Raw genomic sequence first — 18,675 nt, 5'->3', positions numbered from 1 at the left:
GCGTATTATCGTTTTAAATCAACGTTACGGGAGGCGTTAGCGTTAGCGAAGCCATGCGCGATAGCGCTATAGCCACCCATCAAACAACCCCAGCAAACTTCAGCAAGTCAACCATCCCAAACTCCCCATCCCGCTGACCTAAAGTCGGCTTCCACATCGGGGCTTGGCGCAGGAATGACATCCGATCGCCCTCCAACATCCCGATGAAGACCTCCGCAACGATGCGACCACCCACCGGGCCGAGGGTGCGACCGTTGGCGCGCTTGTCCGCTTCCCGCAGAATGTAGAACCACAGCGGCGTGCGATGTTCCATCCCCAAGCCCAAATCCGCTAAATCCGAGAGTTCGTCGGAACCCAAGGGGTCGAGGAACATCGCCAATGCCACCGCCTGTCCCGAAGGCAAACTGAAGGTGAGGTGGCGCAACAGGTTCCGCTGGGCGAGGGAACTGGGGTTGCTTGGCATATTGGGGGGAATAAACGGCAGCCGGAATAGCGGACTCGCGAGGGTGGTATCGATGCGCTTGCTGTACTGGGGCGTACTGCCGTCGATGTGGAAGAAGTTGCGCCAATCTAATGCGCGGTCGGTATCGATGCGCTTATTCCCAGATAAGTCGTTGCTACCGGGGGCCCCGAAAATGGGAACCTCGGCACCATTATTGAAGGTGTCGTTGATTTTCAAGGCGGGTCGCACTTGGCTGTGGCCGAAGCGGTAGGCGGCAACGGAGAATTCTACGGGAATGAAGGGCTGGATTTCCCAGTGGTAGAACCGGCGACCCCGGAAGAGGATATCTTCGACCACTTCGGGCCCGACGAGGTTGGGCAAAAATTCGTGCAACACCATCCACTGATAGTGCCAGCGCACTTGTTGCTGGGCTTCTTCTAAATCTGCTCCTTCTGCATCGATGACGGCGTTGTGGAATTGAATGAAGGCAGCGTGAAGCTGGGAAACAATTAGGTTTTCGTCGTTGCGCGGATCGCCAATCAGCGCCACGTCTTGAGAGTTGCGGGGCAAGTCGTTGGGAAAGCCGGGATCGGTGAGCAGTTTGCCAGTCATCGGTCGCCCTTTTTCGTAGAGAAAGGGACTCGCTTCGGCACCGGAACCGTAGAGGCTATCGAGTTCGAAGACGGGGGTGCGGAAATTTTCGATCGATTCGGGATCGACGCGACGTTCGAGGCTGGACGTAGGATCGAAGGTGAGATCGTGGTCGATGAATTGCCCCAGAAAAGTTGCCCCGGATGGCAAGTTGAAGTTATTGAGGTTGGCATCATCTGCTTTATCCATAATGCCCCCAGATGCCCCCACTTCCATTAGGGCTTCTCGTACTCGTTGGGTATCGGGTAAAAAGGGCGGCAGAGTAGGAAAGAGTCGGCCGAACTTGCCAGTATTAAAAAACTTAGAACGAGGGGGAACGATATCCCGTAAAGACATTTGACCGTGTCGCATTATTTTCTCCTGATGCGGATTTAATTGAATATTTTGGATCGCAAGAATGTTCGATCGATCGGTAGAATTTATATCCGAAAGCTTCGTGACATCACCGTGTGAATATTGCTTTAAAAGCTAGATTTAAAATCAAAAATGGGTCGAAATATTTTTATCGACTCACAGATGAAATTAGACTCTTTGTATTGGTCTCGAACGGCAAATATTGATGGTTTATCCGAGTTGCCTTGATGTCATCTATTTATCGATGATGCTTGTCCTCAATCCGGACTTTCCCCTGACTCGATCGATAATTTATCTTCTTCATTTCTAGTGTGTCGTCTAAGAAGCGATCTGACAGTATCCTCTGGGGGTACTTCATCGATATTCCAATGCCAAAAAACGATCGCCCATTCGGAAGTTTTCGTAAGTCAGCATCATTTCTCGATCGCCAGAAATGTTGAGTACAGTTTGTAACGAAATGTGTAGATACGCTTCAAACTCAAAGACTTCCTCAGACCCTGGTGGGGGTAAGAATGAATAGACGTTTCAATCCCCCAGGATTCATCGCTCTGCTGTCAGAGAATCGCCGAAATTCCCCTCAATCGGCGACAGTTATTAAAAAAAGCAAAATACACCCAGCTCGATACTCGATTGGAGACAATATGCCGATGATTGGTGCGATCGAGCATCGTAGATGTTTTTTCTGGCACTTAAACTTTTAGAGAATATTTTAATACTTTCAACAATTTAGGTTAAAATCTAAAATCATAATAAAACTCTACTGAGTCGATCGTTGACGCACAGAAAAAGCGATCGTTATCCGATCGAAGGTCTATGGAAAGTGACTGCCCTCAAACCAAACTGGGCGGCGCGGCGATCGATGCAAGTTCTAGGAACGCGGGCCCGCGCCAACCCGCCTCATTTATTTATAGGAAACACACAAATGTCTACACAAACCTTAGCCGATCCGAACATAGGCAATGAAACCCTAGCAAAGCAATGGGCAAAAAAATACGTCCAAAACTTAGAACTTGAAACTCAAGACGAGCAACTTTCCGATCGGCTAAAACTGGCAAAAGTTGTTTCCCAAGAGGGACGAGAGCGTACGGCACAAACCTTATCGAATACTCTGCGATTAGTCAGCGCTCAAGCCTGGAATAAAACCGAAGCACTGCTGGCTAAAGAAGTTCAACGACATCATATAGATCCTCGGCTTATCAATCCTTGGGAAATTGCCGCCGACTCGTTTCGCATCTACGACAAAGTTTTAGCCGTCTACACCCAGCAAGGCAAACCTCAAAATATCTCGGTTTCCGTGGCTATGGGGGCAGCAAACGGTTCCGCGCATTTCTACGAACAGGAAATAGAAGTACAAACCGATCGCATTCCCCCCAGTCGCTTGGCAACCATCGTCGGTGGAGATATCGGCACCATTCGTAAAAAGTATACCGCCACCGACCCGCGCCTGATCGGTTTTGTGAGCATGCAGTTTCACTACACCAGTCAAATGTTACTGGAGTTACTCTCTCCGGTGGAACAAATGCTCGTGGGGTCTTATTTCAAAGTCATCGACGACCACCTTTACATGCCCCTGCAACGAGCCTACGAAGCCGCCGCCAACCTCGACTACAATTCGCCAATTTTGCAAGCCGTACAGCATTGGTTACCCCTCGGTACGGAAATCGCCGTTGCCGTATGCGATCGTGCCATCGAACAGTATCCCCATTACACCAGCTATACCGGAAAATTGAGCAACCCCACGGTCAAGATTTCGAGCATTCGGGATGTGGAAATGTTTCAAGTTTACCTGTGGGTTTGCGCTCTCGAAAGCAACATCGACGTAGTGCAACAGGAACTTTTTCCCCTATGCGTGATGCTTTATCCCCCACTCAAAGTCAACTGGGAACTGGTTCGATCTCTGGTGCAGTTTTTGAATGAAGAAGTGCGAGATCGTCTCGCACCGAGAGATTTCAAGATTTTCAGTTCCTATCTTCAGTCCGTGAAAATGATGTTTTCACCAGAAGTTCTCAGCTAGCGATCGTTACTGTTTCGGGTCGTAGTCAGAACAGGTAGCACAAGGTCCGCCGGGATTAACGGCGCACAGCAAAAATGCAGAATGGGCGTTGTACCTGCAAGTTCTAGCCCGATCGATCCGACCGGACAATCGCCAGATGCGCTGGCGATAATCGTTAACTTGGCGCTTGATGCGGTCGTGAGACAGCATTCGCAGTCTCTGCTCGATCGAAGAGGACATTGTTTTGCGCTTTACATTAATATTGGACGAGCGTGAAATCTTTCGATTTTATTTTAACCTTCACATTCGGCGATCGTCGAAGTATAGCGCTACGCGCATACATTAGGACATTCCATGAAGGCAGCATCTACACAATCTCTAACTGTCTCATATTCTTTTAATTTCTGCCTCATCAATGTCTTTAAAACCCCCCACCAATTTTCAATTTTATTTAAGTCTGGGGAATAAGGGGGCAGATACCAGATTTCGCAGCCTGCTGCTTCCACCAGTTCTTGAATCATCGCTCCATGATGAAACGTGGCATTATCAATGATAATAATATCTCCAAGATTTAATTGAGGAATCAAGCAATTAGCTAGCCAGGTCTCAAATAAGTCTCGATTACAGGTACCTTCAAAGGTGAGTGGAGCAAACAAGGTTTTATCTCTGAGGGCAGTAATCCAACTGACTCTTTCAGTTCTCTTCCCCGATTTTAGTGCGTAGCATCTTTCTCCCTTAGGACTGTAACCATACGGGTAATCTTCTCGATTATCAAAGCCTGACTCATCGACATAGACTCGCCTCTGGGATTCAATCTCGTTTAATCGTCTTTTGAATTCTTCTCGCTTGTCTTCATCTCTTTCCTGATAGCCGTAAGTTTTTTTTTACGAGTGACTCCTAGTTTTTTCAAGACATAGCTTACATTTTGTTGAGTCAAGCCTTCTCCCCACAGCTCAGCTATTTGTTTTTGAGTTTTATCTTTGTTTTGTATGAGAAACTGACAAAACTTCTCATGGTCTTTGAGTTTAGGGAATTGTCCCCCTGTCCCCAGTACACTAGGGCGAACACTCCCCGTTTCTTGGAGTCTTTTTAACCACAGGTCTAAAGTATTTCGGCTGATTTTATAGAAACGACAGACCTGGCTTTTCTTCTCTCCTCTTTGAACGGCATCAATCGCTTTACGGCGTAAATCCTCACTGTAGGCGGCTGGCATGATAGGATTTGAACATTGAGAGCTAAATTATCTTACCATTGTCTTAACCTAAGCGCGTAGCGCTATATGTCAGAGAAATTACGCTCGACGCGCTGGTTCAACAGGACTTGCGCGACGACCTGATGGAACTTCATCACGAGGTTCGAGACTTGGGTGCTGACATCGAAGGTCTCAGGCACGACCTCGCCAGAGTGCTCTCGATGTTTTTAGTCGAACTCTCGGATTGGGATGAAGAAGCCGCACGAAACTGGATTCTCGATCGCTTCTCAGGTGCGTTGGATGATTCTTTTGAAGAAGAGGTGTAGGCGTAGATCGAGTTAGGGGTCGAAAAACCATAAAAATTATGTTTCCGTACCGTCTTTCGAGCCGACAGTGTTTTTCGGATGGTTGCCGTCCTTTGAAAGCCTAATTTTACGTTGGGCGTAAACCGCTCTTTTGGCCGTGCGAAATCCACATGAATTCCGGAAAGTTCAACACAAAACAGACCACCGAGCAGCAACACAACCTCATTGATTGTAAGCATTCAGTGGAGAGAACGAAGAAACCCAGTTGCAAGCATTCAGATTCTCGATTCATGCAAGAGGTTTATAAACTTTTTACCTGAAAACCGTTAGTAAAAAGTGAATATTTTTTGATATTATTTATTCTTATTTTTGACCCACTGCCGCATTAATTCAACGCTAAAAAGATAGTGAAAATTTTCTTTTTTAAGAACTTCACAACTTTCTAGCTTTTGTAACGCTATAGAAATTTGACTGGGATTGAGCTTTGTTCGATTGACTAATTCATTAACGGTAAGTTTTTGATGGCATAACTGACGTAATATTTTAATTTGTCCGTCGGGTTGACTGGTCTTGACCCATCCCCATATTCCTTCAAAGTAAACACTGCCATTCTGTTGAAATTCTGGGGAGTCAATCGCACGATCGACATCTCTAGCTGTCAATAGCTTATCTCTTCGATTATCTAGGTTAGGTAAGTTCCGATTGTAATAGGTCACTGTCACATGACAAATCAGTTGAATGAGGTGGGGTTGACCGTTGGTTAAAAAAATAATCTTTTCGACGGCATCCGGCGTGTAGTCTAGCTCAAAATCTGGAGTGGGTTGCTCGATGAGTTGACGAGCTGAATGTCGATCGAGAAAACTCACTTTAATTCGCTCGATATTTTCAAAGAGGGGATACCAATAGTCTCGACACATCTCTTCTAATTTATGAACGCCAGCAAACGCCATCACAAACCAAGAGTAGGTTTGAAACAAGCCTCTCCAGAAATGTAATAAATGGGGATCGATGATATGAGAGTCAAACATTTCTTCGAGACGCTCAAACTCATCTACCGTGACAATAAATACCTGTTCTTGGCGTACTGAATCCAAATGTTGGATAAAGCGTTTAAAAGTCTGATAGGGGTTGCGATCGGTAAAACTTTCTTCCTGGGGTTCTTCTAGCTCTTGCTGTTGAATCGGTGAAAGATGGTCGTACAGCTTGTCATACAACGCGATCGCTAAAACATAGAGAAGTTCTCCTGTGCTTTTGACCACTCCGACAAGCTGCATATCGAAATTCACAACAATCGTTCTCGAACCGAAGCGATGTTCTAAGTTTCGCAAGATGGATGATTTACCCATGCGCCGATGACCGTAAAGTACGACGGAAGAGCGTTGCTGGGAACCTCTCCAAAGTTCGTCAAGCCTCTGGAGAATCTTGTCGCGTCCGACAAATAGAGAACCTGTAACGGGATTGTAGGTCGTATAGGGATTGGAAATCGGTTGAAATCCTTCATTTCGTGCGACTTTACCCCCTTCTTCGCTCACGAGTTTATACCACTGGCGGACAATGCGTCGGAGAATCGCTTTTTCTGGCGTTACTATCTGACTATCGATGTACTCGTCCAAAGTATTGAGTGCGTTATTAGCTCGAAGCAGTGCCGCTTGCTGATTTCTGGGACTGGTTGCAGCCAAGTAAATTTTTACCTCCTCGGCTATTGTTCGTAACCGATCGAGGGCGCATATCACTTTCGGTCGAATAGCCGTCTCACGATCGGGAAGTTCTGAAACGGTTTCTACGACTTGGGCGATCTCGGATAGTCGATCGTAAGATAAGCAATTGTCCATTGCTTCAAACGAACGTTCGATTTCACTCCCGCCAACATACTCTGCTAAATTCTTATATGCCCACTGAAACTTAGATAACTTAAAGTTCTTATCTTCAATCTGGGTTTCATATAAGAGTTCGTAGAGTATCCGCGCGAAGCGAGTTAGAGGAGTATCGCGCCGATCTCTACCCCACAATGTCAAGCCGTAAACGAGGTACTCCAATAGATGACTGGTTCGATCGACGGTACAATCAACCCACTGCTCGCTTAACTCACCGAGCAAGAGCTGTTTGACACTCGGTAGTTTTTCCCAGCCTTCTTGGGTAATGGGGACGCAGGCATATTCTTGGGTACTTGAATCCGTCAAGAGAAGATAGAGAAAGTTGAGTGGTAAGTTATGGTCTTGTAAATGCTTTTTTAATGCTTGCTGGACAACCCTGCGCCGAAAGGGATTGCGAGCTAAATCTGATAAAAAGTGGAGTCCGCTCAATTCATCCTGACACAAACGTTTTATAAGTAATTCTTGAGTTCCCGGTAAAGGTAAAATTGAGAGTTCATCCCACTCAATGGGATGTTTTAGCTTCCGAAACCATCGATAGCTACCAACAAAAAATAGATGGATGGGAAATAGAAATGGAACCACTCGAAGAGAACCAAAGCAGCTCAGAGTCACACTCAAAATCCAAATTTGCCATCCTGTCCAGATTTCTTCTGATGAAGTAGGCAAGTATTCGTTAATTGCTAGAGTTAAGCCAATGGCAAAATTGATTGCCGTACTCGCCATTAAGGCTCTTAAAAAACTCAGCGACGTTCCGACTGTTCCACTTGCAACCAAACCTAAAGTAATACTAAAAACAATTCCAAAAGGCAGACTGATTCGCGCTTCGTCTGCCTCAATAACTTTAATTGCTTCGCCAATAATTACAAAACTAAAAGCTGTGATGCCAAAAGAGGCACTCCCAAAAAGTCCGCCGACTATCCAGCCGAGAAGTCCACCTATTGTAATCCCAACAGTTATTCCCACGACAGTTCCCATTGCCGCCCCCACTAACATGCTACTGCTAGCACTCGTTAGAAACTCAGCCAGATTAGGAATTCCAGAAATACCACACAAAACTCCGATTAAAATTCCCTTGGCAACTCCCACGGTCATGCAAAGAATCACACCCATGAGACCCCTGGAAACTCCCACAGTTATCCCAAACACGAGCAAAAAAGAAATAAAAAATAGCAGACCCGTTGAATTGCCAATTAGAGTCCCTAAAAACCAACTCAAAATATTTTGAGTTGGATGAATTTCATTTAAAAGAATATATTTTAAAATAAGTAATATTGGGAATCCAATAATAATAGAGAGTAAAAATGTCGCCCAAATAACCGCTAGATAAAGGTTCCGAAATGCGGCAACTCTAAACGTGCGAAAAATGGCTTCTCCCGAATCCTGTCGATAGAGATCGGGAGCGGCTTGATAGCAGTAGCATTTGAGAGCTGTGGGACGAAAGTAAATCCAGTACGCAAGCAAACATAAATGCTGCCAATTGAAAGGATTTAAACATTTTGGGAGATTCCCTCGGTACGTAGGAAAGGTCGGCACGATCTCGTTACTCCTGGACGAGACGATCGTATAACTGGGCCGCTCGCTCCTGCAATTTTGCCGGATGGCAACCACTTTCTGCTAGCAAGCTGGCGATTTGGTCTTCACTAAATGTCACGTTCGTATCGCGCAAGCGGCTGTGGAGAAACTCACGAGCAATTTCGGGAGGGAAGACCCCTACTCGATGCTGTTTGCAGATATTGGCTAGGGGGGAAGTTCGCTCGGGTAAATCGGGGAACAGTTTTTGAAGTGGGGAACGGCTGGCGATGACCAGAGTTAACGGAGTGCGATCGCCATCGGCGACACCGCGCAGAAACGATAAAACGTGGGGAGGAAAGCGTTTTTCATCAGTAAATGCTTCAATTTCATCTAAACATAAAATATAACGTCTGTTCTGTAACTTCGTTTTTCTCATGAAGTCGCGACGATCCTTTATTCCGACTTGTTCGCAAAGGGTATCCCAAAACTCTTGCTCGTCGTAGATACATTCCATACCGAGCATAATAAATGCTTTGTCTGGGAGTTGGAGGCGTTGGGGTCCTTTCGAGCAAATTGCCCACAACACGGAAGATTTACCGATTTCCGATTCGCCTACGATTGACTGACTGCATCCGCGTGCGAGTCCCTCAAATAACTGTTCTAGCAGTTCGCGACGGTCGAAGAAGCGTCTTGGATCGCGAATGCAGCCCTTATCCCCAAAAGGGTGAAGTCGAGCCTGAGAACCCTCATCCGAAAAAAAACGAGCTTCACTTCCAAGTGAAGTATCAGTGCTGGCTTCTCGATCGACAATTTCCTCCCAGTTCACACCGACAGCCTGACAAATATTCTGGAAATTATCGGCTTGAATTGATGTTTGCTTCCAAAATCGCTGCAAAGTTCCCCGACAAACGTATGCAGACTCGTACCAAAACGGAGCGTACTTGTTCCAACGCTTTTTTCGTCTGGCGCGCTCGACGATTTCCAGCCCTTGTTTAGAAGCAATCAGACCCATCTGGCATTTTTTCTCGCGGATAGCGACACGATGCAATTCTTCAGATATCAATATTTTCGCCGAATTCGCCTCCAAGATTCGATCGCCATCGTCACAACAGCTCTAGGGGTGATCGATTACTGATCCCTAGAGAGCGATCCTTTTATCTGCGATAAAGCTGCCATGATGAGGAGCAGACCAGATCGGGGGCATTTCAAATGAGAATTCGCACATTTGAAAAAGGCTTGACAATTTTCGACAGACCTAACAATCGACATCCGTCGCGTTCGAGAAAAAAAACGAATATTCTCGATCTCCAGGGGTCTGCTCTGAAATATTCTCAAGTAATCATCCTCAAAACGTTCTGTACGCTCGCTCTTATTGCCGTACCCGGCTTTCTATTTGCTCGACCCATCAGTGCTTGTCAAATTGGGGAGAGAAGAGCCGACCAAATGGCTTCTGTAACAGTGACAGCTCCAGCGCGAACAGTGCGGTGGCGAGAGTTTTGGGCAACAGGAAGATACCTAGCTGAACCTGGATGGGCGATCGTCAATTTTGACTATTACATCAGCAGTCGTCATCGACCCAACTACTTTTCTTGGAACTGGGTTGGCAATGGTGGCTCGTTTGCTTCCTCAGAAAGCGTTCGAGCTTCCTACTCAAATGCCATCAATCTTGCAGGGCAATACGAGCGATACGATTTAGCCGCCCAACTGCAACAAGATATGGAATATATGCTTGCTGTTTCGGGTAGCGTTCAGTCCACGCAAGCGGCTCTGGAAATCAAGATTATGAGAAGAGCTGCGGGTCTCTTCCGAGGTAGCCGAACGGTTACAGTCAATCCGACCGTCGAACTTCTTTGCGTCGGCACACCCGCACAAATCGAAGCTCAGATCCGAAATCGGTTCGATCGTTGAGTCAATCGCTAATTTTTTGGATTACCCCACGTTAATACCTAAGAGAGGGATGCATTATGGATTTATTCAATACCAAACAAGCAGATCGCGGAGTGATTAAAGGGCTTGATGGTCGATTGGGTACGGCTTTTCGCTTGGACGGCATTCCCATTTTCACCAGTGACCCCGATCGAGACCGAGATAAAGATGGCTTAAACGATATATGGGAAAACATTGCTGTTCGATCCTTGAGGCCCACCTTGGTTTTTGATGAGGATGAGAGCCTGTTCGATAATCCACAGGATAAAGTAGCCCTATTCACACGAGTGACTCCGGTTGAAGTTGAAGAAAATGGAGAGCGTTCTACCTATATTACTTTTCTGAACGTTGCAGCTTTCACGAAAGACTACGGTGCGCCAGATTATTTACTTAATCTTGTGGGTGGGCATAATGGTGATATTTCTCAGTTTGCGTCAGCATGGGAAATTGCTGAAGATGATCTAGATCTAACGAATCAGGATGTCACGATTACTCTAGATCGAGTTTGGACAAGGGGACATATTGGCGTAAAACGCGAACACGACACTTTTGAAGTAACAACCGAGCGGGTCGAGACAACAGAAGAAGGAGCGCTCAAAATTTATATTGAGGAAGACAAGCATTCAAGCTGGTCTTCAACACAATTACACTCTCAACAAGACGGTATATACGATCTCGATTCAGGTCCAGAAATCCGTCCCATAAATTACAATGTTGGAGAACCTATATTTCATCCCAGTCGCTACTTCAAAAATGATTTAGATTCTCTATTCCCTGGCGAGCGTGTTTGGGCCGATCCCGATGGTTTATTTTGTGGAGGTCTGAAGTGTGATAAGGCAACCATAGGAAAAGTCTCAGGAGGTATTTTAGGTTTTACTTTGGGAGGTATTCTTGGTGGTCCGATTGGTGCGATTGTCGGCGCAGTTGAAGGAAGTAAGTTGGGAAGAAAAATCGATGGTGCTTCTTCTGGAGCTATTGGCAACAGCTTTTTCGACGAGCAGCTATTTGAATCTGAAACGCGCCAGGTCGTAAAAAGCGGTGGAGATTTTTATGCCTATGGTGTGCCGTCACCTGATTTTAGCCTAGTCATTAATCGACTTCAAACTCTTGATGGTGACGGACTAGATGGAGGACGCATTAAAGATCGTGCCAACTTCTTTGGAGAAATTACAATTGACGGTCAAAAATATAAAACCGGTCAAATCAAGGAACGAGATGAAGACAAAGGAGTTGGAGTTTTTCCGGATTGGGGATTTTTTGACTCTGGAAATAAGCCGGTGATCCCTGTTTCGATTAAAATTATTGATGACGATAGGCTGGGTCATGGCGGTAAAGACGATACGGCTGATATTAATGGCTTGCCAAATGAAGAAGCTCTACATTTCTTATATGACCGAGTAACGGGAGATCTCTTTCTTACGGATAAACATTATAACCTTGTTGAAGGACAACCACCTCTAACCAGTTCTACCGGACACTTCTATTTTGAAGGGGAATCTAAACAGGATGGAACTCCTGGGAATGACCAGGTTGGTATTTGGTTTACACTTCCCATTCCCAAAGTTGCGAATCAGGCTGCTGATGGAACGCTTCAACTCACTATTGGTCCTGACAGTGTTATCGGAAGTAATCCCAACGAAGTTGTTTCTATCCAACATCTTAGTGGTGAAGCCAATAATGAGATGATTGAAGTTAACTCTCAAAACTTCACAAATATAACCCAAATTCAAGGATTTGCTGGAGAGGGGGACGATACGATTATCCTCGATGGTGTTGTCACCTCAGTTGTTCTAGGTGGCGGTGACGATGACGATCGCATCGAAATCAACAATTCTCCAACGGATCTCACTCAAAGTTCTTATCTCATGGGTGAAGATGGAGAGGATACTCTCAAAGGCGGATCGGGTAACGATTTTCTAGATGGCGGAAATGGCAAAGATTCGCTTTACGGTCGAGATGGAGATGACATGATTTCTGGAGGAGATAATGACGACTTTATCAGTAGCAGCACAGGAAACGATATTGCTAGTGGCGATTTGGGTGAAGATTGGGTTTTTGGAAGTTTTGGTAGCGATATTCTTGCTGGAGGTGGCAATGCCGATTATGTCAGTGGCGGCGACGATGACGACGTAATCTTAGGTGACTCCTCAATCCGAGGAGCCGACGAAATTATATTTGCTCTTCCCGATGAAGAGGCAAACGATACGCTTCGGGGTGGAAATGGAGACGATGCGATTTTAGGCGAATGGGGAGACGACTCGATACAAGGTAACGATGGAAATGACTCCCTCCTTGGCGGTCCTGGAGATGACGCGATCGATGGCGGTGAAGGAGACGATTTGATTAAAGGCAACCTAGGGAACGACAGCCTTTTAGGAAGTAGCGGCAACGACTCGATCTATGGAAATGAAGACGATGACTTAATTATCGGTGGCGCGGGAGCCGACATTATCAATGGAGGTCAAGGCATAGACACTGCCATTTACGATAACACCACTGGAGCTGTCACCATCAACTTAGAAGAAAACCAGGCACAAGATGGTTTTGGCGATACAGACCAAATTTCAAATATTGAAAACGTAGTTGGCTCTGGATTCGACGATGAAATTATAGGTGATACCAGTGCGAATACGATTTCGGTCGGAGCGGGTAACGACTCTGTTGATGGAGGATGGGGTAACGACACTATTTTGGGCAGCGATGGAGACGATCTTTTGAAAGGTCGTCGTCACGATGACTTTATTGAAGGTGAATCTGGAAACGATCGATTAGTCGGACAAGGCGGAGATGATGTTCTCTTAGGTGGTGATGGTGATGACAAACTTTGGGGTGAAGCCGGAGATGACACCTTAAGTGGTGGTGCTGGAGATGACTTTCTTTTGGGATGGAAAGGTGACGATCTGGTTTTCGGTGGCTTAGGAAGTGACACCTTTGTTTTTGATACGGAGCACGGTACAGACACCATTACAGATTTTACCGTTGGAGAAGATGTCATCGGTTTGAAACCGGGATTAAGTTTCCAAAAGTTATCCGTTAGCCAGGAAAACGGTAACACTCTCATTAACTTTCGCAACGAACCCCTTGCTATTTTGCAGGGGGTCAATGACCCTCTAAGTGAAAACGATTTTGTCTCGGTTCGCTAATCAATCGTGGTTCTTGGTATAGTGGATCTCAAATTCCTGCTATCAATAAATCGTCAAGAGCTGTCGCATGGTACCTGGTTGACGGACAAAACTTCCAGAGTCTCTGTTTGACGGGTAGGTGAGCAACGCTCGCTACTGGCGAGTGAAGAACCGAGATGTCATAGGTTTAAGCGGTCGCCATTGCAGACTCTCCTTTATTCCAGAAACACTCAGTTAGAACCCGAGCGAAACATAGAGACTCAAAACCCTAACCAAAGAGAGTTTTGGCAATTCACCGAGCAACTTTTGTCAGTCAACCAGCGCATGGTACTCTCGCATACCCTTAGAAGCGATCGAAAATGTAAAGATAAACTTTTATTGTGAATTTCACAGCCAAGTCATAGAACGTTCCATTCAAGCTATAACTAACTATAGGTGGTTTTGGAGAATGGCTTTAATACTAAAAACAAAAGTTCTTATATTTACAGCTCTGATTTTTTCTATATTTATATCATCTAAGCCTGCACTTGCAGGCTGCAAGTGGTATCAAATTGTTTGTCATTTTGTAGGCGAACCTGATGTAACTATTAGTCCGGGTGATGAAGAGGGATTTACAATTGACATCAGTAATGAAGATATAGACCGTGTGGAAGAAATCGTACTGCTTTCACTTCAAAAAACAGAGGAAGCTATAGAGAAAAGTTCTGATACTATCAAAGATGATGCTAAAGAAATATTAGAAAAGCAGTCTGCAATCTTAAAGGATCTGTTGGTACAACTTGATGAAGTTGTTGAAGGAAATCTAGATCGTGCTAGTGCAGAAGCTTGGCTGATTCTACGTCAAATTGATACTCAAGTAGAGGAAATGAATCGTTATGCAAGCGATTTGATTAAGCTGTGGGCTGAAGAACAAATTAGAGTGATTGAGCAAGTCGATCCAGAAATTTTAGAACCCCTTGAGAGAAGAAGCTATAACCTCTTACATAAATGGAATGATAGTGTTAATGGCATTATTATTCGGGCTGAGGAGAGCGGTGATAGACTTATTGCCCGATGGGATGATACGTCTAGAGGGATAATAGTTGAAGGCGAGACTGTAGGAGAAAATCTTATTGCTTCGCTGGATGATACCGGAGAAAATTTAATCGTTAGACTTACGGATAGTGGTGAAAAACTAGTTGTTAGTCTGGATAAAGTTGGTAATAGTCTCATTGCTAGCTCTGAAGAATCTGCAAAAAATACTGTTTACACCTTAACTGAAGAATTAGATAAAAGCTCTGCTTTTTTCTTCGATCAAGCTTTGATGACTATTGATGCGGGTAGTGAAATATTTGCCTCAAGCCTTTCTCGGGAATTCATAAATGCAAGTAATACTCTTAGCCAGGATCTTCAAGAAACTGCTTTTGTTGTAGAAGAAGTCGCTAACAGAATTACTGAAGATGTTGAGAGCAGTAGACTGCGTGTTGTGGAGGGAGTACTCGTTACTGTAGAACGAGGGGCTGAACTATTACTGTTTGTAAGCTGCACACTAATATTCTTGTACTTTTTTTACAGGGCTTTCGATCGATGGGGACCGTTAATTTATGCAAATCAAGCTCCAGAGAATTTTTGGATTAAGCGTCTATCATATGCACTGATGGCTGGTCAGTTTGTGACAGCCTTCTTTCCACTGCTTATTTTTCTCCAACCGATTAGATTAGGTATTCTTTTCCAAACAAACTTTGTTAGACCTTACAATATTAGCAACTACCTTATTAGCGATGAATCAAAAAAAGCTCCAAAGATCTGGAAATTTGACACAGAAGCTCTACTGATACGAAAGGAAAATGTAAATGCTCCAGACTCTTTGAGAGTACAGGGAGAAAATCTTCCTGAAAGTCTGATAGCTGTCTTCGGTGATTCTGAACTTGAAGTTATTGGTCATATAACAGAGAATGAAGCCCAATTTGACCTGTCTCCAGTTTATGACAACCCGAACTTAGCAAGTAAAATTGAGATTAAGCTTAGATCTTCCGACAAAGCTGTACTCGACTATGTGCCAGTAATCGATTATACCTCTTTGGTGACAAGTACGAGTTCTTGGTCTACCCTCATCTCAAATAATTCTAGCAGTACTGATAGGGATGATAACAAACAATACACTATGGAGGAAAAAAATTCTGCTACAGTTGAGAGTCATAATCAAGATACGACACAAGTTTCTCCTCTTCCAGCTTCTGTACTTGATGGAGCGTGGATTGTCGAATTTGGTACAAATCAACCATATGAAGGTGTTCTCGATATAAATGGAAACTCTGGCATTCTGGTAGTCAGTTTCGGTCGAACCTCTGATGAACTTCAGATGATTAAACAATCGATGTCTGTTCGTCAAGATTCCGAACGTTTTATATTAGAAGGTTCTAATCCTATTAATATTTACACTGGTGAAATAGCTAGAAACTACCATCCTGATAGCTTTTTTATTCAAGTAGGTAACAGTGGTTTAATTTCAGGTAGAACTTGTGATACGGCTCAACAATGTTCATCTGCAATTTTTGAAAAGATAGAGATTGATTCTAATAAGACAGAGCTGGAACCTACAGATTACGAGCAATTATTGAAAACTTGGAAAAGTTTAAAAGTAGAAGATATTTCGATTGATATGTTTCCTTCAAATTCGTGTGGAGATTCTAATCCACCTGGATCTCAGACGTGGTATCCCGTTTTTTTGAGATACAACGAAGATAATCTTAAAAAGGTTCGTGAGGAATACTGTGCTGATGCATTCCCGCATTATAGAGATGAAGTGGGGATTCGTTCCATTCAAATTGCATCATTTAGGAATTTAGATGTAGCTGAGAAATTTGCCGAGCTGATGAGAAGAGAGATGGGAAGTGGAGAAGTTGGGTCGAAAACTTATCGATGATATCTTTTGGTAGCACCATCGCTAGATCTATGCCTGAGTAGCTGTTGTCTTTCTTACGGCAATGATCTATGAATATTGTCTTGTGCTAATCCACACTCGCCAATAGTCCGAATACCTAGTGGTTTCCGGATGGTTAGAGGCGATCGACCTGCCGGAAATCCTCTCGCTCAGTCGCGTGCTACCTCAGCACACTCTTAGCCAACCGACCGAAAACCGAGTAATCTGAACGGGTAGCACAAAGCAGCATACTCGCAGCCTACCCGTAATGGTCACCAAAAACATCCGCATCGTTGGCTACCTACCACCTCACTACCACGACAAGCTGCGGGAGTATATCGAAGCCAACGACCTGAGCGAGAGTGCGGCCCTGGTTCGCATCGTCAAACAGTTTTTCGATAGTCCGGTTGCATCGGATGGTGAGGTAGAAGCTCGCCTCGATCGGGAACTGGCATCCCTGCGAGTTGAAATGACCGAAGAGATGACCCAAATGCGCCAACGCCTGGGGGTTCTTGAAGCAGCACTGGCTACGTCTACGCGCACGAGAAGTTACTCTCAATCCCGAAATTCCGCATCGACACGTCCGGCTCCCACTTTGCCCTCGCAAACATCAGCCAACCTCGCCCGACGGCTCGGAGTCACCGCCGAAAGCCTCAAAGAAGCCCAGGGAAAAGGAGAGGAGCATTTCAAAAACTGGACTAAGCATCGCGATCCGGGTAAGCGCGCTTGGGTCGCACGAGACGGACGCTTTCATCCCCTGTAGCCGTGACTGTTAAGCTGGCTGCTACAGCTATACAACCGTCAGACTCGACCGGGAGTTTGAACTTAGGCACTCCCGGTCTTTTCCCAACAACGCCTTTGTATAGCAGTGGAGAAAAAATGGTCGTTAAAAACAACTGTCCCACTTTTGGTGCTTGGGATATTTGCAATGAATAGACTGCATCAACGTAAAATCGAGGTTTTTCAGCATCAACTGTCCCAGATACAGTTCAAAGTGAGACAGTTACTTCTTCAAATCTCAAAGCGGACTGATTATTGAAGTGCTTGTTATATCTTGCTTTCAGCCTTAGCGACCAAAATTTCTCCGTTGCTATACAAAAGCCAACAAGAATTACGGCACGGCCCGTCGTCCCTCAAGTTGCCCGTGTTTGATGTAGTGAAACATTCCCATTTTGTAATTAGTCGCACCAAATACACCCGCTAAGTCGGGATTGTGCTGGAAATACGCCACCGGATCGAAAAACCACGACGCTCGCCTTCCTTCGTTAATACCGTACTGAAACCAGTGCAGGAGCGCCTTTCTGTAATTCCCCTCTCCCACAACCGCCCGAACGTCACCGTGAGCCGCCAAGTAGAAGAATGGGTCAAATGCGACCGAACCCGTCCGCCCTTCATCAATACCATTGTGTATCCAGTGGTCCGTCGCCAACCGAAAGTTATTCTTCCCGAACGCACCTTCCAGCTCGGGATAGAGCGAGAAATAAAAGAACGGGTTAAACGCTGGAGAACCGCTTCTCCCTTCCCCTCTGCCCGAATGATACCAATGGTTGTGAGCCGCCGACCAAGCATTGTGTCCGAAGAAATTTGCTAAATCCGAATACAGATAGAAATAGTACCCAGGCCAGTGAGCTGGAGAACTCATCCTGCCTTGATGCACCCCGTGAGCCGCCCAATGGGTTGCCCCACCCGCATAATTTTCGATTCCTCCCACCGCAGCACTCACATCGGGATTCATCGCCAAGTAAAAATACGGGTCGAGCCGAGCAAAATCCGTCAAATCTGGAACGTGGCGAATGGACAGAAGTCGGTTCGGGGTACCCGGAAAATTTTCCAACCCTCGGACAAGTCCCTTCGTCGCATGGTCTTTGACAATATTCTCAATTCGCGCCGGAGTCAGATATGGATTCTTCCCAAGCAGCAGAGCAACAAAGCCAGCAACGTGAGGCGCTGCCATCGACGTACCCGACATTTCTCGGACATCATCATCTGCCGTGTACCAAGCCGACTTAATGAATACTCCCGGAGCGAAAACATCGACTCCCGAACCCCAATTTGAAAAATTTGGCTTCTCATCTTTGTCGTTCGTTGCCCCAACCGTAATCGCTTCAGGGACGCGAGCCGGTGTCATCAACTCAACGGGTCTGTTCTCGTTACCAGCAGACGTGACAACCACAATTCCCTGAGATACCAGCTTCTTAACCGCAAGATCTAATACAGTAGATTCAACTTCTGCCCCTAAACTCATATTGACAACCGCAGGGCGTTGGGCATTTTGAGAAATCCAGTCCAGTCCAGCCACCACCCCAGAGAGATCCCCGCTGCCATGACATCTTCCGAATCTATCCTTAACCCCGAGAACCCTAACCGATACCAGTCTCACCTTTTTAGCGACACCATATGTT

General features: G+C 45.5%; 12 protein-coding genes. 6 read left to right on the top strand and 6 right to left on the bottom strand.

Features of this window, described 5'->3' with window-relative positions:
• Nucleotides 1–79: 79 nt before the first annotated feature.
• Complete coding sequence (locus tag IQ235_RS02795; protein WP_264319978.1) at nucleotides 80–1,444, bottom strand: peroxidase family protein; 1,365 nt, start codon at nucleotides 1,442–1,444, stop codon at nucleotides 80–82.
• An 823-nt stretch (nucleotides 1,445–2,267) separates the two neighbouring features.
• On the opposite strand from IQ235_RS02795, the gene IQ235_RS02790 reads away from it, so the two are divergent.
• A complete protein-coding gene (locus tag IQ235_RS02790; RefSeq protein ID WP_264319977.1) occupies nucleotides 2,268–3,461 on the top strand; it encodes a hypothetical protein in 1,194 nt (397 codons plus the stop codon).
• 6 nt (nucleotides 3,462–3,467) lie between these two features.
• Here IQ235_RS02790 and IQ235_RS02785 read toward each other — a convergent pair whose 3' ends face one another.
• Together IQ235_RS02785 and IQ235_RS02780 are read right to left on the bottom strand one after the other, a co-directional pair.
• Complete coding sequence (locus tag IQ235_RS02785) at nucleotides 3,468–3,650, bottom strand: DUF6464 family protein (RefSeq protein WP_264319976.1); 183 nt, start codon at nucleotides 3,648–3,650, stop codon at nucleotides 3,468–3,470.
• Between the two features lie 119 nt (nucleotides 3,651–3,769).
• A protein-coding gene (locus IQ235_RS02780; protein ID WP_264319975.1) for an IS630 family transposase occupies nucleotides 3,770–4,653 on the bottom strand; the annotation gives its coding sequence in 2 pieces (ribosomal slippage) (nucleotides 3,770–4,324 and nucleotides 4,327–4,653; 882 coding nt in all).
• A 122-nt stretch (nucleotides 4,654–4,775) separates the two neighbouring features.
• Between IQ235_RS02780 and IQ235_RS02775 the strand changes: the two genes are divergently transcribed.
• A complete protein-coding gene (locus IQ235_RS02775) occupies nucleotides 4,776–4,958 on the top strand; it encodes a hypothetical protein (RefSeq protein ID WP_264319974.1) in 183 nt (60 codons plus the stop codon).
• A 332-nt stretch (nucleotides 4,959–5,290) separates the two neighbouring features.
• Here IQ235_RS02775 and IQ235_RS02770 read toward each other — a convergent pair whose 3' ends face one another.
• Together IQ235_RS02770 and IQ235_RS02765 are read right to left on the bottom strand one after the other, a co-directional pair.
• Nucleotides 5,291–8,344 (bottom strand): AAA family ATPase, encoded by a 3,054-nt coding sequence (locus IQ235_RS02770; protein WP_264319973.1) that lies wholly within the window; start codon nucleotides 8,342–8,344, stop codon nucleotides 5,291–5,293.
• 7 nt (nucleotides 8,345–8,351) lie between these two features.
• Nucleotides 8,352–9,335, bottom strand: a complete 984-nt coding sequence (locus IQ235_RS02765; RefSeq protein ID WP_264319972.1) for an ATP-binding protein — start codon at nucleotides 9,333–9,335, stop codon at nucleotides 8,352–8,354.
• A 431-nt stretch (nucleotides 9,336–9,766) separates the two neighbouring features.
• On the opposite strand from IQ235_RS02765, the gene IQ235_RS02760 reads away from it, so the two are divergent.
• The 4 genes from IQ235_RS02760 (at nucleotide 9,767) to IQ235_RS02745 (ending at nucleotide 17,036) form a co-directional block, all read left to right on the top strand.
• On the top strand, nucleotides 9,767–10,231 hold the full coding sequence (locus tag IQ235_RS02760; RefSeq protein ID WP_264319971.1) for a hypothetical protein: 465 nt from the start codon (nucleotides 9,767–9,769) through the stop codon (nucleotides 10,229–10,231).
• Nucleotides 10,232–10,287: 56 nt separating this feature from the next.
• Entirely contained in the window at nucleotides 10,288–13,392 is a 3,105-nt protein-coding gene (locus IQ235_RS02755) for a calcium-binding protein (protein WP_264319970.1), read from the top strand.
• A gap of 427 nt (nucleotides 13,393–13,819) precedes the next feature.
• Nucleotides 13,820–16,276, top strand: a complete 2,457-nt coding sequence (locus IQ235_RS02750) for a hypothetical protein (protein ID WP_264319969.1) — start codon at nucleotides 13,820–13,822, stop codon at nucleotides 16,274–16,276.
• 265 nt (nucleotides 16,277–16,541) lie between these two features.
• Nucleotides 16,542–17,036, top strand: coding sequence for a hypothetical protein (locus tag IQ235_RS02745; RefSeq protein ID WP_264319968.1), 495 nt, complete (start codon nucleotides 16,542–16,544; stop codon nucleotides 17,034–17,036).
• 348 nt (nucleotides 17,037–17,384) lie between these two features.
• On the opposite strand, the gene IQ235_RS02740 is transcribed toward IQ235_RS02745, so the two are convergent.
• Nucleotides 17,385–18,675, bottom strand: a 1,291-nt coding sequence (locus tag IQ235_RS02740) for a S8 family peptidase (RefSeq protein ID WP_264319967.1), incomplete at its 5' end; no start/stop codon positions are given.

The sequence above is a fragment of the Zarconia navalis LEGE 11467 genome (assembly GCF_015207075.1).
In the GTDB taxonomy this organism is placed as follows: Bacteria; Cyanobacteriota; Cyanobacteriia; order Cyanobacteriales; family Geitlerinemataceae; genus Zarconia; species Zarconia navalis.
Note: the sequence above shows the minus strand (reverse complement) of the source record. Positions and strands in the feature narration are given on the sequence as shown.

Coding starts and splice junctions, on each gene's coding strand:
- IQ235_RS02755 (WP_264319970.1), top strand. CDS start 10,288: ATGGATTTATTCAATACCAAACAAGCAGATCGCGGAGTGATTAAAGGG.
- IQ235_RS02745 (WP_264319968.1), top strand. CDS start 16,542: ATGGTCACCAAAAACATCCGCATCGTTGGCTACCTACCACCTCACTAC.
- IQ235_RS02795 (WP_264319978.1), bottom strand. CDS start 1,444: ATGCGACACGGTCAAATGTCTTTACGGGATATCGTTCCCCCTCGTTCT.
- IQ235_RS02750 (WP_264319969.1), top strand. CDS start 13,820: ATGGCTTTAATACTAAAAACAAAAGTTCTTATATTTACAGCTCTGATT.
- IQ235_RS02775 (WP_264319974.1), top strand. CDS start 4,776: ATGGAACTTCATCACGAGGTTCGAGACTTGGGTGCTGACATCGAAGGT.
- IQ235_RS02785 (WP_264319976.1), bottom strand. CDS start 3,650: ATGCTGTCTCACGACCGCATCAAGCGCCAAGTTAACGATTATCGCCAG.
- IQ235_RS02765 (WP_264319972.1), bottom strand. CDS start 9,335: ATGGGTCTGATTGCTTCTAAACAAGGGCTGGAAATCGTCGAGCGCGCC.
- IQ235_RS02760 (WP_264319971.1), top strand. CDS start 9,767: ATGGCTTCTGTAACAGTGACAGCTCCAGCGCGAACAGTGCGGTGGCGA.